General features: G+C 64.8%; 21 protein-coding genes and 2 pseudogenes. All 23 read right to left on the reverse strand.

Annotated features, from left to right (window positions below; all coding sequences use genetic code 11):
* Window positions 1–160: 160 nt before the first annotated feature.
* The 23 genes and pseudogenes from LRS12_RS08225 to LRS12_RS08335 all read right to left on the reverse strand — a co-directional run bounded on the left by LRS12_RS08225 (window position 161) and on the right by LRS12_RS08335 (window position 14,259).
* Window positions 161–1,033, reverse strand: a complete 873-nt coding sequence (locus LRS12_RS08225) for a hypothetical protein (RefSeq protein WP_257844147.1) — start codon at window positions 1,031–1,033, stop codon at window positions 161–163.
* On the reverse strand, window positions 1,030–1,281 hold the full coding sequence (locus LRS12_RS08230; protein ID WP_257844148.1) for a hypothetical protein: 252 nt from the start codon (window positions 1,279–1,281) through the stop codon (window positions 1,030–1,032). The genes LRS12_RS08225 and LRS12_RS08230 overlap by 4 nt, the downstream gene beginning before the upstream one ends.
* Before the next feature lie 8 nt (window positions 1,282–1,289).
* The gene (locus LRS12_RS08235; protein ID WP_257844149.1) at window positions 1,290–2,825 is read right to left on the reverse strand and encodes a portal protein; all 1,536 of its coding nucleotides are present in this window, start codon (window positions 2,823–2,825) and stop codon (window positions 1,290–1,292) included.
* 561 nt (window positions 2,826–3,386) lie between these two features.
* The gene (locus LRS12_RS08240) at window positions 3,387–4,193 is read right to left on the reverse strand and encodes a hypothetical protein (protein ID WP_257844150.1); all 807 of its coding nucleotides are present in this window, start codon (window positions 4,191–4,193) and stop codon (window positions 3,387–3,389) included.
* Entirely contained in the window at window positions 4,190–4,321 is a 132-nt protein-coding gene (locus LRS12_RS08245; protein WP_257844151.1) for a hypothetical protein, read from the reverse strand. Before LRS12_RS08245 ends, LRS12_RS08240 begins: the two co-directional genes overlap by 4 nt.
* A 115-nt stretch (window positions 4,322–4,436) precedes the next feature.
* Window positions 4,437–5,024 (reverse strand): hypothetical protein, encoded by a 588-nt coding sequence (locus LRS12_RS08250; protein ID WP_257844152.1) that lies wholly within the window; start codon window positions 5,022–5,024, stop codon window positions 4,437–4,439.
* 181 nt (window positions 5,025–5,205) lie between these two features.
* A complete protein-coding gene (locus LRS12_RS08255) occupies window positions 5,206–5,517 on the reverse strand; it encodes a hypothetical protein (RefSeq protein ID WP_257844153.1) in 312 nt (103 codons plus the stop codon).
* 543 nt (window positions 5,518–6,060) lie between these two features.
* Window positions 6,061–6,255 (reverse strand): hypothetical protein, encoded by a 195-nt coding sequence (locus LRS12_RS08260; protein WP_257844154.1) that lies wholly within the window; start codon window positions 6,253–6,255, stop codon window positions 6,061–6,063.
* Entirely contained in the window at window positions 6,252–6,584 is a 333-nt protein-coding gene (locus LRS12_RS08265; protein ID WP_257844156.1) for a hypothetical protein, read from the reverse strand. Before LRS12_RS08265 ends, LRS12_RS08260 begins: the two co-directional genes overlap by 4 nt.
* A gap of 13 nt (window positions 6,585–6,597) precedes the next feature.
* Window positions 6,598–8,592, reverse strand: coding sequence for a DNA polymerase (locus tag LRS12_RS08270; protein ID WP_257844157.1), 1,995 nt, complete (start codon window positions 8,590–8,592; stop codon window positions 6,598–6,600).
* Between the two features lie 14 nt (window positions 8,593–8,606).
* Window positions 8,607–8,837, reverse strand: a complete 231-nt coding sequence (locus LRS12_RS08275) for a hypothetical protein (protein ID WP_257844158.1) — start codon at window positions 8,835–8,837, stop codon at window positions 8,607–8,609.
* A 21-nt stretch (window positions 8,838–8,858) separates the two neighbouring features.
* Window positions 8,859–9,407, reverse strand: a complete 549-nt coding sequence (locus tag LRS12_RS08280; RefSeq protein ID WP_257844159.1) for a DUF6378 domain-containing protein — start codon at window positions 9,405–9,407, stop codon at window positions 8,859–8,861.
* Entirely contained in the window at window positions 9,379–9,825 is a 447-nt protein-coding gene (locus LRS12_RS08285) for a hypothetical protein (RefSeq protein WP_257845543.1), read from the reverse strand. Before LRS12_RS08285 ends, LRS12_RS08280 begins: the two co-directional genes overlap by 29 nt.
* The gene (locus tag LRS12_RS08290) at window positions 9,758–11,029 is read right to left on the reverse strand and encodes a toprim domain-containing protein (protein WP_257844160.1); all 1,272 of its coding nucleotides are present in this window, start codon (window positions 11,027–11,029) and stop codon (window positions 9,758–9,760) included. The genes LRS12_RS08285 and LRS12_RS08290 overlap by 68 nt, the downstream gene beginning before the upstream one ends.
* Complete coding sequence (locus tag LRS12_RS08295; RefSeq protein WP_257844161.1) at window positions 11,026–11,250, reverse strand: hypothetical protein; 225 nt, start codon at window positions 11,248–11,250, stop codon at window positions 11,026–11,028. Before LRS12_RS08295 ends, LRS12_RS08290 begins: the two co-directional genes overlap by 4 nt.
* On the reverse strand, window positions 11,247–11,375 hold the full coding sequence (locus tag LRS12_RS08300; protein ID WP_257844162.1) for a hypothetical protein: 129 nt from the start codon (window positions 11,373–11,375) through the stop codon (window positions 11,247–11,249). Before LRS12_RS08300 ends, LRS12_RS08295 begins: the two co-directional genes overlap by 4 nt.
* A 31-nt stretch (window positions 11,376–11,406) precedes the next feature.
* Window positions 11,407–11,673 (reverse strand): hypothetical protein, encoded by a 267-nt coding sequence (locus LRS12_RS08305; protein ID WP_257844163.1) that lies wholly within the window; start codon window positions 11,671–11,673, stop codon window positions 11,407–11,409.
* Window positions 11,674–11,846: 173 nt separating this feature from the next.
* Entirely contained in the window at window positions 11,847–12,299 is a 453-nt protein-coding gene (locus tag LRS12_RS08310) for an N-acetylmuramoyl-L-alanine amidase (protein WP_257844164.1), read from the reverse strand.
* A pseudogene (locus LRS12_RS08315) lies at window positions 12,296–12,670 on the reverse strand (RusA family crossover junction endodeoxyribonuclease); the annotation flags it as partial. The gene LRS12_RS08310 and the pseudogene LRS12_RS08315, both read right to left, overlap by 4 nt.
* Window positions 12,671–12,711: 41 nt before the next feature.
* Window positions 12,712–13,299 (reverse strand): annotated as a pseudogene (locus tag LRS12_RS20310) (hypothetical protein); the annotation flags it as partial.
* Window positions 13,300–13,415: 116 nt separating this feature from the next.
* Window positions 13,416–13,580, reverse strand: a complete 165-nt coding sequence (locus LRS12_RS08325; protein ID WP_257844166.1) for a hypothetical protein — start codon at window positions 13,578–13,580, stop codon at window positions 13,416–13,418.
* A complete protein-coding gene (locus tag LRS12_RS08330) occupies window positions 13,577–13,870 on the reverse strand; it encodes a hypothetical protein (protein ID WP_257844168.1) in 294 nt (97 codons plus the stop codon). The genes LRS12_RS08325 and LRS12_RS08330 overlap by 4 nt, the downstream gene beginning before the upstream one ends.
* Window positions 13,870–14,259: a hypothetical protein gene (locus tag LRS12_RS08335; RefSeq protein ID WP_257844169.1), complete on the reverse strand. Its 390-nt coding sequence runs from the start codon at window positions 14,257–14,259 to the stop codon at window positions 13,870–13,872. Before LRS12_RS08335 ends, LRS12_RS08330 begins: the two co-directional genes overlap by 1 nt.
* Between the last annotated feature and the right edge of the window lie 70 nt (window positions 14,260–14,329).

Raw genomic sequence — 14,329 nt, forward strand, 5'->3', positions numbered from 1 at the left:
GTCAGGGGCGTCTCTCCGGGCAGGAATAGCCCGAGTTCCACGGGCGTCCCCCTGAGCGCGTCCGCTTGAGGGTTGTTGGGCGAGTGAGGGGCGGGCCAACTGTCCCCGTCCCGATCAGTGCGCTGCGGTATCTATCCGCGCGCCGACCAGGACCATCGCGTCATCGGCGGAAGGGGCCGGACCGCGGAGTGATCTCCTTGACGGTGCCGGCCTTCTTCGACCGTTCGAGCTTCTGCACGGCCTTGATGCGGGCGGCCTTGTCACCAGCCGCGTCAGCCGCGGCGAGGTCCTTCAAGAACTCGCTCTTGTCCGTGTAGACTTCCCCGGTGACGGGGCCGTTATTGATGTTCGTGAGCCTGCCTTCGCCCGGATTGGCCTCCTTGAAGGAAGCCATGAGGCCCTTCACGGTGGTCTTCACGAGCGCCGGATTACCGACCGAGGCGTTGAACGCGGCGATCTCCTCCGGAGACCAGTTCTCGGCCGCCCACGCGGTCGCCTCAGCGAACGCTTCAGGACTCCCGGCGGCTTCGTGAGCGGAGGCTTCAAGAGCCCGCTCCGTCGCCTTGACGCCCGCGATGTAGGTCTCGAGGGCCTCGGCAGGGATGCCGGCCGCGACCAGCGCGTCCTTGTGCTCCTGCGGAAGGTCGCCGCCTGCGGTGGCGTAGGCCTCCTGAGCGGCCGCGATGGCCGACGTCAGGGCCTCGTTGGGCGGGTCCTGCTTCTCGCCGGTATCGGCGTCCGGATCACCGTCCGGATCACCGTCGGGGTCCACCGCGTTGGCGTCGTCAGCGGGAGGATCGCCCTCGGGCTTGCCTCGGCCCTTCTCGAGCTCGAGGTAGCTCTTGAGGAGCGCCTCCTGGTTCACCTCGCCCTTCTCGGCGTCCCAGAACTTCTCCGGGACGTTGTCGGGGCGGGTAGGCTTGTCGGTTTCCGGAGCGGTGTCCGGCGTGGTGCCGTTACGGCCGAGTTCGGCGAGACGCTGGGTCTCTTCCGACAGCTCGATCTGATCCTCTTTGCCCTCCATGGCGATCAATACCGAACCGTGTGTACGATCCCGCCGTCAAGCTTGAAGCTCTCTTCGCGGTCAGCCTTGGGGGCCTCCGCGGGCGGGAGATCGGTGTTGTCGATGAGCTTGATGTTCGTGTCGACCGACACTTCCGGCTCGACCGCCTCGATGGCCGTCTCGACCTCGATCTTCGGCTGCTCCGGCTCGGTCACGACCGGCTCTACGACCGGCTCAGGCTGAGGGGCCGTCGAAGCGGCCCGATTTGGTTTCGACATTCAGTCTCCTATTGAGCGGCCATTGCGTCCATCGCCCCCTTCGCCACTTGCGGGGCGACGGCGGTGGCGATGTCCCCAGCGGCGGCGTTCGTCTGATCCGCCTCCATGGCCTCGGGGGATTTGATGAGGGTCTCGACGGCTTGCACGCCTCTGCCGGTGCCAAGACGCTTGGCGATCTCAGGCTTGTCGAGGAAGTCCAGCGCGGCCTCTCCGAGAGTCTCCCGGAGATCGCGCAGCCAGTCGCGTAGAGCCGCCGTCTCGTGGTTCTGCCCGAGGGCGTTGAACCCGGTGACGATAACCGGCGTGACGCTCGGCGGGAGCTTCGGGGCCTTCTTCTGGCGGCTCAGGATGTAGAGGAGCCGCTGGGCGTATGGCCGCTGCACTTCCGACGAGAGGACGGTATAGGTTCCTCCCAGCGCGTCTTCGAGTTCCGAGGCGATGGCCCGGATTTCCTCAGCCGTTACGCGCTCCGCATCGCGGATGGCGTTCGTCGTCAGGAGGAAGGCCTGGCTCAGCCGCCGCTCGATGGACTGGGCGATACTCCAGAGCACGTCGAAATCCATCGACTTGTCGAGCTGGAGCGTCTTGATCCGATCCGCGAACCCGGTGAGCACGTCGCCGGACTCGGCCGTCGCAAGCTCCTCTACGTCGATGCCCGAGTTCGGATCGACGATGCGGAGGATGCGGGCGGCTTCGGCTCCGAACTTCAGGATAGCCTGCGAGGCGTCCTCGAGGGTCAGGAGGTCGCCTGCGTACTCGGTCACATAGGACCGACCGTAGTCGGAGCCGGGGACGGCCTGCCACCGAAGGGCTTGCCAGCCAGCGTCGTCGACTTTGACGGACCCGCGCGAGCCGGGTACCTCGATGTCGTTGATCTCCTCCCAGTGCTCCACCTGATCCTTGACCCGGCGGATGTACGTGTAGAGGGGGACCTTCCTCTCTTCCTTCGCGGATGCCTTCGAGGGGTCTTCGTCTTCCTCAATTTCGATCTCGACGGCGGCCCGAATGGCCTCCTCAAGCTCGGAGGGGTAGACTTCCTCGCGGATCACCGCCTCGATCATGTCGCCCTGGGCGTTGCGGCGGACCACGTACTGGTCCAGACGCCACATACGCATCCGGGTCCCGTCGTCGGGGTGATAGACGAGGACGTTCCCGGCCACCACAAGGTGCCGGAAGACCTCCATCCAGATAGTGCGGGAGCGGGAAAGCTCCGCTAGGACCATCGCCTTTCGGGAGATGCCGGCGAGCGCCGCCTGGACGTCCCCGATCTTGGAACCCATCTCTTCCGCCGTGTCTTGATCGACGTCGAGGCGGAAGAAGGTGCGCTCCGGAGGGAACATGGTGACCAAGAGCTTGGCCGAGATATTATTCACGCCGCGTGCGCCGACGGAGGTGTAGGGCTGCTCCGTGACGTCGTGCGGGTCCGAACTGCCCTCTTCAGGGATCAGTCCGGGGATGGTGACGCGCGCCGCTTCTCGAGACGATGTCAGGACCGTGTTGCGGGCCTTGCTGAGGCGGTTGTACGTCTGCGCTGCGGTCGCCAAGGGCTACCTCAGTTTCCCATGATCGGGATGCGGATGCCTGACCGGGTGTTCGTCTCGTCGCCGCCGCGGTCGATCCTCAGTGAGGAGCGGCCCATGCGGGTCGAGCGGATGGACTGGTCGAGGCCGTCCAGAAGAGGGGTTCCGTAGCACCGGCAGCGGCTTGTTGCTGTCGGTCGGCGTTTGGATTTTAGGGGTCTTCACGACGCACACGGCGGCCGGCTCCTCGTCGGGCGCTCGGCGGCTCCTCGTAGGGCCGCGCTCGCCATTGCTTCAGGAATTGCACGACGGACCGTTGACCGGCGCCGTACTTGATTTGGTCCATCGTTGTGTCAGGCCCGATGGCGGGCTCGGGGAAACGTCGATCCAGCTCGTCAAGGAGATCGTCGACGGAGTTCGGGAAAGCGGTCACTCGGCCTCTCAAGGAAAAAAGCCCCCGCCCCACGCAAGTTGACCCCGCGCTTCACCGTACAGACGGCTGCTACTGGGTGTTGCTGGGCGAGGGCGAGGAGGGCTTGCCAATAGGAGGCTATGAGGAGCTTCTACGTCTCCTCTAGGCGTCCCCTAATTAACGTCTTCGGGATCGTAGGCGGGCGGAAGCCAGAGGAGCGGGCTCCGGCCGTCATAGTCCCGGTATTGGAGGATGCGCGCGAGGCGGGCCTGACGGATCGCAGCGTCTTCGTCGCGGCCGACATGGGCGAAGGCCATCAGGACCTCCTCCCAGGCCTCCTCCTCGGTCTCCGCCTCGAGCACGTCCTGAGCGTAGGGGCTCAGCTTGCCGACGCCGGGTGCGCCAGGATAGCCGTCGGTCGTGTCGCCGACGATGGTCTGCCAGAAGTGGAACCGGATCGCCTCGATCTCGGAAATGTCCAGGATGCGCGGCTTCTTCAGCGGGCGCCCCTTCTCGTCGACCTGGCCCTGTGGGCGGTAGAGCAAGCCGGGGACCGTCATCATGTCCTTGTCGGCCGACACGATGATCCTCTCATCGGTCCGCGAAGGGTCCGTTGCGATGATCCCCATGACGTCGTCCGCCTCGAGCGCGGTGCGCTCCTCGACGATGTATTCCGACCGGAGCCAGTCCTTGACGTCGTAGAGGTAGACCGGGCGCTCGGTGGACGCGCGGGCGGACTTGTAGGTCCGGTCGATGCGGTCCTTCCGGAACGACGTCAGGTCGTCCGATAGGCACACGATCATCTCGTCAGGCTGGAGCCGGTCGATGAGCCGGTTGAGCTCGTCCTCAGCGTAGCGCTTGGCGGCCTCGAAGTCCGCCGAGACCGACACCGTCTCGCCGTCCCACTTGTATCCCTTCTGCGTTGCCGCGGAGGATCGGTAGGACAGGAGATCGGCGTCAACCAGGAGCGTTCGGGTCACGCCGACGGCTCCTCCCAGGTAACCCCGAGTTGCGCCAGGCGGCCTTCGTGAAACGCGAGAAGCGTGTGGACGACGAGGTCCTGCTCCTCCGCGGTCAGGCGCAGGAACAACCGGCCCGTGTCCTTCACGGGACCTTCCGGGTCTGTCCCGGATAGCGTCAGGTAAACCGGCCGGCTCGGGTCTGGACTCCACGACCCGATCTCGTCGACTCGGGTCAGCGAGTGGTAGGCACGACGGAGTTGGTCAGGCTGCAAGGTGTCGCTCCTCAGTGAGTTCGTGGAAGCGGTCCAGGAACCACTTCTTCGCCTTCGGCTGCGCGACGGCGGCGATCCGGAGACCAGGAGCGGGCTCACCGGGGACCAGCCCCGGCATGGGCGGCGGCTTCAGGAGGTCTCGCTGCTCCGCCAGCAAGACGGCGTTGTCGGCCAGCTTGATGGACGGATGGAGCTCGATAGGGAGTTGAAACCGACGCGCGATGGCGCCCCAGACGCGATCCTCGATCTCTCGATAGTTCGTCAGGGCGGGCTTCACGGGTCTCGGAACGTCCACCACGTAGGCCTCTGAGGCGTCGTGGAGGAGAGCCTGGAGGGCATGCTCCGGTGGCACGAACCGGGAGACATAAACACTATGCTCCGCGATGCTGTACCAGTGATCGGCGTGGCCGGCGAAGCGCCCCTGCATTGAGAGCGAATGGGCGATGTCCTCGATGTCGACCTCTTCGGGGCGCGGATCGAGAGGCCAGAAGGCCTTGCCCGTGTAGGTCTGCATCCAGTTTCCGACGCGGTCAGTTCCGACGGGCCGATTGTCGTAGGTTTGGTTATCGTAACTCATTCGCCGATCCCCTGCTCCTCGACAGCTCGGAGAGCGACGGCTCGGGGGCTCCGCCAATACTCGCCGAGGTGGAGGTCGAAGCAAGCGGCGCAGGACCCCCAGTTCACGACGTGCTCACCGTCGGAGATCGGGGCTCCGCACTCGGCACACCACGCGATCTCGACCGCGAGGGCGCGGCTCATTAGAAGACCCCCAGGAAGCGCTTGCGCTCGAGCTTCTTCTTTGCTTCAGCTTCGCGAGCATCACACGCGCGCCCGATACCAACGAGGCCGTCAGCGCGGGCGTTAGCTTCGTCGACTTGACCGCTCTCTCTGTTAGCGAAATCGACCCAATCCCCAGCGCGGTCAGTCCTGGGGAGGGGAGCGTGAGGGGTCTTCTTGGTCAGCCCCGACGCCTCCGCCATCTGGGTGAAGCACGGTTGCGCATACAGCGTCGTCGACGCCGTCACGCAGGCAGAGAGCCCGAAGGCCAGCGGCATGAAGAGCAGGGTCAATGCGGTCCGCCGCACCCGGCGCAGAAAGGATGTCACGAGATGAGGTCTCCGTGATCGTGCGGATTTCCCGGACTCGGTCCTGGGTCTGCACGGTGATCTTGAGGGAGTCCGTTCCGGCCGCAGCTTGGCTCTCGGCCACGACCTGATTGCCGCGCGCTTGGGCGGCGTCAGTCGCAAGGGAAACAGGGCGGATGAAGAAGTACCAGCCCGCAAGGGCGGCGAGGAGAAGGGTTCCGATGAGGGCTCCGATCTGGAACCCTCGGGACCACTTGAGGGGGGCTCACGCTGGCTCTTCGATACGCACAGGAACGACTTCACAGCGTCCCATGTACGCGGCTGTCTTGTGGTTGCCGGCTCTGACGTGCTCTTCAGACCACGCTCGACGCTCTTCCTGATATCGCGCCTCTTTCGCGGCGGACTTAGGGTTCCTCCAAAACTGAGCCTCTTCAAAAGGCGCGCCGCCTGAGTAGCTCTCACCAAATGAACGCCATTTGGTCGGGTCCTCGACAGACCTGACGGCGTAGAGGGTAATGAAGCCCGGCATCAGAGATCGACCCGGCCGCCGTCGCGGAACGCCTTGAAGACGATCCGATAGGCGTCCTTGAAGAAGTCGAAGAAGGCCGGCAGTTCATCCTTGTAGAACTCGTAGCTCCCCAACACGAAGCTCGCGGCAGCGGCGTAGGGCAGGAACACAAAGGCGACGAACAGGGCAATCAGGCGGTTCTTGAAAGCGGTCATGGGTTTCCTTTCGGAGACGCTCCAGTCACCCTGACGCCCCTCTGGAAGGTGGCGTAGAAGCTCGCGATGGCGCGGAGCTCTTCGATGCTGGCGTCTGATTTGAGACGGTTGGCTCGGTTCGAGATCACGACGATGTTGCCCGGCACGTAGCCAAGCTCCGGCTCGATCCGGTCGAGGGACGGCGAGTTCGGCCCGCCGCCCTTCTTCCCGGTGATCTGGAACAGAGGAAGCCCGAGGATCGGGCAGTGTGTGGGGACCACGATGTCGCTGGCTTTGAGCAGGAACGGCACCCCCGCGGCTTTTGCGCGGGCGCGGGCGTTCTGGATCATCACCGTGCGGACGTCAGTGGGTTGCCGACCAGCGGTCCCCGATGTCGCAGCTCCCCGCGAGGGGGCAGCGGAGCCCGAACGCTTCACCCGCTTTGCGGATGGCGTCAGCGGCAATCGACCCGATCTCCTTCGCAAGGTTCTCGTCGGCCTCTATTTGGAACTCATCATGGACGTTTACGACGAAGGCGTACTCGCGGCCGAAGGACCAGCCACGAGCCTCGAACTCCTCGTAGGCGAGGACCAAGGCCAGCTTCATCATGATGGCGCCGCCGCCCTGGAGCAGGGTGTTGAGCGCCGAGTGGAGACCGCGGACGTGCAGTTTCCGACCGTCGAGGCCTCGGAGTGACCCGCTTCGAGCGGTCTCCTTCACCTTCTCCTGGAGCTTCCCAAGAGCAGGCAGGCCTCCTTCGATCTTCCGCCGGCCGCGCAAGCCGAGACGGCTGAGGGCGCCTTCACGCTCTTCGCCTGCCGGGTGCTTCGACGCGAACGAGGCTCGGGAGTTGTCCCCGAGGTCTTCGTAGGCGATGAAGCCGAGCTTCCAGTTCCCGGCGCCGTACAGGTAGGCGTAAATCCAGGTCTTGGCGTTGTCGCGGGAGTTGAGCCCGACAACGTCCCGGTTGACGCTGTGTGCGTCGGAGGCGTCCGCCTTGTTGCCGTCGACCACGTTGTGGACGTAGGCGCCGCCGTCGTAGCGGGCCATGTAGTGGGCCAGCATCCGGAGCTCGAGCCCCTCAGCGTCAACGCCGACGAGCTTCTTACCCTTCGGCACGATGAACAGCGAGCGGAGCTCGTAGCCATAGCCGCCGGCCAGCCCGAGGATCGGGTTACCGTCGTGGTCGACCTTCACCTTTGGCACCTGAGCCAGGTTCGGGCTGAAGTGGGTCATGCGGCCCGTGACGGCGCCGTTGGAGTTGACGCGGCCGTGGATGCGGCCGTCAGGCCCAACCATCTTGAGGAGGGCCTTGTCACCAGTGGCGAGGAAGCCCAGCCGCTTGGCTAGGGTCAGGTAGTCCTTGAGGAGCGCAGCCTCGGGATACTCCAGCCCGTCGAGGGTCGTTTCGTCGACCTTCGGCTTGCCACCCTCGGTGAACTCCTGCGGCCGCCAGCCGAAGAGCGTGGTCAGTCGGTTGGCGATCTTGTCGCGGGAGTTCGGCTCGAAGCTGACCAGCTTGAGCTTCTCGTAGGTCTCGCCCTTGGCGAACTCGACGAAATACTCGGAGCCGTCCTCGCGCCACCGTCGGACCTTCGTTCGGCGCTTGGCAGTGACGACCACTGGCTGGCCCTTGTAGCGGACCGGCTCGACCCACGGCGGAAACGCGACGCGCAGCTTGTCCTCGAGCTCGGCCATCACGCCGGTCATCTCGATGGCGAGCTTCTCAGCCGCCTCAACGTCGAACAGGATGCCGTGCTTCTCTTGGAGGTCGATGATCTTGGCGACCTTGGTCTCGATCTCGAGTGAGGTCGGCGAGTAGCCTTCCCCTTCGATCTTCTCGACCAACTTGCATGTCACTCCGACGTCTTGGTCGCAGTATTCGTCCATCTCGACCGTGAAGGCGTCCCAGGGACCTTTGAAGTCCCCCTTGTATTCGCCCAGACGGAAGCCCCAGGCCTCCAGCGAGTGCTTGCCGATGAGCTTGAGCTCCTCGAACTCGCGAGGCCGGCGGCGACGCTTGATAGCGCGGAGGTCGATGTCTCGGATTTGGGTCCAGATGACCCGAGCGTAGATCAGGGTATCGTGGATGCGGCCCTTGGGGCGGAACCATGGGAAGATTTTTTGGATCGCGGGGATGTCGTGGCCGATGATGTTGTGGCCAGCGATGTCTTCCGCCTCCATCAAGCGGCGAGCTCCGTCTTCCAGGGAGCCGTCCCGCGGGGCAGGGGTGCCATCCGCGTAGAAGCCCTCATTGTATCGCTCCCGCCGGCCGGTTGCCCGGTCGACGAGATTGATGCAGTGGAGCTTTGTCATATCCGCGAGAAAGCCGTCCCCTTCGGTATCGAAGACGAGCATCGGCCTCCTTTGGATTAGAGCTTCAGGATGCTCCCGATGCGGTCACGGACCGCGATGGCAGCGCGCTCTTCCGCCGAGTGTTCGGCGTGGCGGGTGGCGAGGACATCGATGGCGCGCTCGACGGTTACCTTGCGGAGCTGTGCTCCTTCGGCGACCGCCTGAGCTTCGATCTGAAGGACCTCGAGTTTGGCTTCGAGGTCAGCCGCGGAGGGAGCTCTCAGGGCGCGGAAAAGGGACAGGGACATAGGGGGTTCCTTGTTCTTGGATCAGACCGCGGCGGCTTCTTCAGCGGCCATCAGGTCGTCGACGAGCTTCGCGTAGCCGACCATGTCGTGCCAGTTGTCGCGGTAGGCCGGGTCGCCGGTCAGCGCCCGGCTCATCTTGAAGAGGATCATCTCGATCCCCTCGCGCTGGTAGTCCGTCATGTGGGGCCACGAGGGGGCCGACGAGATCAGCGCTTTGAGCCTCTGGGCGAACCGCGCGTTGTCCGCGAAGGAGCCGTAACGGGACCCGCGCTCGGCGAGGGTGGCGGTAATCCCGACGCTAGGGGTTTCGGAGGGGGCCGTAGAGCGGTTTCGGATGAAGTAGTAGGCGTTCCGATCCCCGCTGTTCCAGGTCCCATCCGCCTCATACCACCACGAGTCGCGGAAGCCATAAGGCGGGTCGCCCCGGCGATAGGTCGCGTCAGGGGGAATTTCGACCAAGTAATGGTTGTGCCGGTTTGGACCCTCCAACAGCAGGACCGGGGTTCCATCGTCCAGCTCAATGGGGGCCGACCAGTCGATCTCAGAAGTCTTGGCCTTGCGTTTCGTCACGGAACTTTACCTCTTCCTCCAGGTCGACCTCAAAGAGCCGCCCGGTGTCTCGGTCGTACTGGAGGCCAAACGTCACGCCCGTTGCGTCGCCCGTCTCGCGATCCTTGAGGATGCGGAACGTGGTCGGATCGTCGGGGCGTTGCTTGTCGCGTTCCAGCGCGAACATGTTGTGGGACCAGCGGGCGATGGCTCGGCCGCCAGTGAATTGCTTTTCGAGGACCCGTCCGCCCTCCTCGTGCGCCTTCCCGTCCGGTGTGGTTAGGTGGCTGATGAGGTAGAGCGTGAAGTCATGCTGCTCGACGAGGCTGGCGAGGTCCGCCATGATGACGTCAAGAGCCTTCCGGTCGTCCTCAGCGAACGCCAAGAGGGCCGTGAGGTGATCCAGGAAGACATCCTTGATCCCCAGGCCGAGGACCATGTAACGGATGACGTTCTTGATCCCGTCCCAGTCCTTCGCGCCGAAGTGGTCGTAGGGGGAACAGGAGACCGTCCATCTCCTCCATCGCGGCCTCGAGCTCCGCCGGATCGAACTCGACGCCGGGGACGTGGACGCGCTTGCCGATACGCATACCGGCGAGGGTCTTCAGGGTCTTGTCAGGGGCCTCTTCGAGGAGGATCGCGCCGACCTTGCGCGGGGTCTGCCAGTCGGGCGGAAGGTCCATCCCCTCGTGGTCCTCAGCGACCATCGCCGGGAACATCGCGGACAACATGAGCTGTTTGAACAGCGTCGTCTTGCCCGACCCGACGCCGGCGCCAATGGTGTAGAGCTCCCGCCGACGGATGCCGTAGGTGCGCTCCGTGAGGGTCCGGAAGGGGAACGGGAGGCCGAAGGTTGGAGGCGCAAGCGCCTTTGCCTTCAGCTCACCGACCGACCGGATGCCGTCCGGCCGATACGCGCGGGCCTGCCAAGCGGCGTCGACCAGCTCCTTGGAGCGGCCGGCCTTGACCATCTCGTTGGCGTCCTTGAGGGGGAGCTCAGCGATGTAGGCCTTGCCCGGCGTGAGGACTGCCGCGGCTTCGACCGAGGCGGCCCGGCCGGGATCGTCCATGTCGAACATGAAGACGACGCGGTCGAAACCCTCGAGCCACGCTGCGGCTTTCGCTATGGCCTTGGCCGCTGACGGGGCGCCGTCCGGAATGGAGACCGCTGGCCACGTCCCGCCCATCGCCTGGGCCACGGACATGGCGTCGATCTCGCCTTCCGTCACGACGACCATGCGTCCCCCGGACTTCCACTTGGCTTGTCCGAAGAGTGGGAGAGCGGCCTTCTTGTCGCCAACCCAGCTCATGCGGTTCTTGTCGCGGGGGCGGACCTTCTGCGCGACCACGCGCCCGGAGGCGTCGTGATAGGGGGCCAGTTGGACCGTCTCGCCGCGCTGTTTGCCGACCCGGTAGTCGAACTTCTCGATGATCTTGAGATCGAGCCGCCGGGATGCGAGCGGGGCCTGCTCGCCGGGGATCAGGTCGGGGCTGAGAGGCTCCGAGCTGGAGCCCTCACGGGACGCGCCGTGCGTCACTCCACAGGAGAAGCAATGCGTGTGGCCGTCGTCGTAGAGGGCGCAAGCGTCAGAGCTTCCGCAGTCCGAGCAAGGCCCCTTGGAGACCAGCTCGGAGTCGCTCACTCGCCCAGCAACGCCCGCAGACGAGCGCGCTTTTCACGAAGCTCTTTCTTCAGGATCGAGCGGATGGTCTCCATTGGAACGTAGACCGTGAAGCTGGGGTTGTAACCGAGGACCGCCGAAGCCCGTGAATTGGACCCTTTGGTCTGCTCAAGCTGCCGCTCTAGGACGGAGATGCGGTCGGAAATTGCGACGACCTCGCGGGCGGTTTCTACCGCGCTCACGCTGTTCGCGTCCCCTTCCAGGTCGCCGTCCGCGCCAGCCCGTTCATGTGGTTCAGCGCGGCGCCGTAGACGACATCTTCGGGAACCCCGATGGCCAGCATGGCGTCCTCGAAGGCCAACCGCATGGCGGTCTTGTAGCGGAGCGGACGGATGCGCTCAGGCGCGGGCGCGCTCGACGCGCCTCCGTGCGGACGCCGACGATTTCGAGACGAGGTGGTATTCGCCATAGGGCGCTCCTTTGGTGTCGACTTTGTGGACGGTCACGATCTCCATCCCTTCCGGGAGGAGGTCGGACCGTTCGTTCCGCAGTCGGTGGATGACGTCGGCCAGTCGGAACCGGCCGTATTCGATGAGAGCCGAGCCCTCAGAAATGTGACCGCGCTGCGCCAAATGGCGGGCGACGGTGTCGATGCGCGACTTCATAGGATGAAGACCTCTTTGACGCTGTCACCGCGGCCGAAAGCCCGTGCCAGGCCTTCGGCCGCGATGAAGCTTGGGCCGGACTTTGCGGCCGAGACGCTTATTCAGGCTCCCAGGCGCGGAAGGGAGGGCGGGTTCATCAGCATCGTCGTCCCATGCGACCCATCCGATGCTTCTCACAGCTTCGCATACTCCGACTTGGCGTCGAAGCTCGGGCAGGCCTTCATGTATTCATGCGGCTCGACCTTGCCGTCCTTGTCGAGGTCCGGCGAGAAGTCGCGGTGGCCCTGGACGATGGCGTTCGGGAAGCGCCGCTTGAGGGACTTCAGGAGGTCCGTCAGGGCGACCTTCTGGGCAGCCGTTCGGGTGTCCTTGGGGGTCTTGCCATCCTTTGCCAGGCCGCCGGCATAGACGATGCCGATGGTGTTCGCGTTGTGGCCCGCGACGTGCGCGCCAGGCTGCTCTAACGGGCGGCCACTCTCTACGGTGCCGTCCAGACGGACCACGTAGTGGTAGCCGATCCTGGCAAAGCCGCGCTGCCGGTGCCAGCCATCGATCTCCTTTGCGGAGACGTCACGGCCTTCAGGCGTGGCCGAGCAGTGCACCACAAGGTGCGTGATTTTCCTCATTCCGTGTTCTCCAGGAACTCGATCTGGACGAGGTATCCGGGGGTCTCGCCGGGCCTCGTCCAGCGCTTCCGGAAGGGACCCTCGACGATCTGATCGTCGTCCTTCCACCAGCCGCCAGACTGCGTGATGGCGTCGAAGACGCCCTTCTCGAAGTTGTCGCGGTCGCCGGAAGGGCGGCGCTTCTTGGTCGTCTTCGGCTTCTCGACGATCACCTCCACGCCGACCGAGACGTCCCCCTCGAAGGGGGAGTCAGGGAATGGCGCCTCGAGCTCTTTGATGAGCTCGACCGCTCGGTCCTTCCATTCCCGATACTTCGGGTCGGTGTAGACCGTAGCGAAGCGGCCCCGACATGTGCATCGGGACCGCTGGCTGGGGTTGGGGGGGGATCGCGAGAAAGAACTGGCGCTTCACGTTAGAAGTCGCCGTCATCTCCGCTCTCGTCCGAGAAGCCGCCGGCCGAGGTCGGCTCGTCGCCGTCTTCGATGTCGTCGCCGTCTTCAGCGGTGAAGCCGTAGAAGTCCGCGGTGCGTTCGCCGCCCTGGATCAGCTTCAGAATTTGCGCGCCCTCGAGCTCGAAGCGCACGCCGATGGTCTTGTCCTTGGCCATCCAGTAGTCCATCGGGACCACGCCGAGCTTCAGCACGGAACCGCCGCCGATCTTCGGGGGGTTCTTGAGGGACTTGCCCTTCGCGTTGAAGATGTCGGGCTTCTTGTCGAAGCTCTGGCCAGCGCGTGGGCCGTTCTTGATGTCGACGCGGGCGTTCATCGAGGCGCGGAAGATGTAGAACCCGGTCTCGTCGCCGGTCTCGGGGTCGATCTCGGGCTTGATGATGGCCTCAGCCTTGTTCAGCTCCTTCAGGAGCGCGCCCTTCTTCTCGCGGGTCAGCTCGGCCTTCTTGGCCTCGAAGGCCTCGTCGAGGATCGCCTGGGCGGCGTCAACGACCGGCTGCCAATTCGGGAGATCGTCGGCGGCGATACGGAGACGGGCGTGATACTCGCCGGTATCTTTTTGAACTTGTAGTCAGGCTCGTTCAGCGCGGGCCAGATCGACGGGGCGGCCGGCGTGATGAGGCGGGGGTAATCTTTACGTTCACGAAGCACGGATGCTTGTCTCCTTCAGCGGTCGGCGAGGATGCGCTCGACGTCGCGGGTGAGGTTGCGGAGGAGGTAGCCCTCAGCGGAGAGCTCGGACTGGATGGCGACGTCGACGACGCCATCATCCAGATATTGTTCGACGGCCTGCTCCAGGAGGAACTGGATGCGGCCCTGTTGCGCGTTCACTGGCGAAGTTCTCCCTTCGCGTATTCGGAGATGGCCGACGCGGCGGACTCGACCGCCTCGATGTCGGGGACCTGACGCTTCGCCCGAGCAATGAGCTCGTGGGCGTCCACACCCAGCGCGCGGGACAGGATCACGGCAGCCGCGAAGACCGCCTCGATCTGCCGAGGCGCAGGGAGGTGCTGGAGCGCGTCGATCACCTTGAAGGCGGGGTCACGGACCGCATCGGCCGATACGGAGGCCGCCAAGGCGAACCGGATGTTCGCCGGGACGGTTCCCCATGACGGATGCATCAAACGAGCTCGACCCGCTTGAGGACGTCGCCTTCGGAGGTGAGCTTGATGACGCCGATATGGCGCGAGGAACCGCCGACACGGCGGTCAGCGTCGGCTTCCGTCTTGTAGAACATTCCGACGGATGGGCCACTGTGCCTCGCCGAGCGGTAGACGTTAGCATAGCGCTCGATGCGCTCCGGCACGTTGACCAAGTCGGCGTCATTCGGAACCCCTCCGGACCCGCTCAGACTGCCGTCAGGATACCGATAGACGATGACCTCCTCGTCGCCGACGTCGATAGCCGCGAGGATCGGGCGAGAAGCGTCGCGACCCCTGAGGTCGGTCGCGAGGATACGAACCGGGAGACCGCTACGGGTCCGGGCCGGCTTGGTGGGATCGAAACTCATGTGATATCTCCTTGGGCCGGGCAGGCCGGCTTCTGTCTCCTAGAGGTGGAACCTAATAACGTTTGCGGGA

The sequence above is a fragment of the Sphingomonas sp. J344 genome (assembly GCF_024700005.1).
Lineage (GTDB): Bacteria > Pseudomonadota > Alphaproteobacteria > Sphingomonadales > Sphingomonadaceae > Sphingomonas.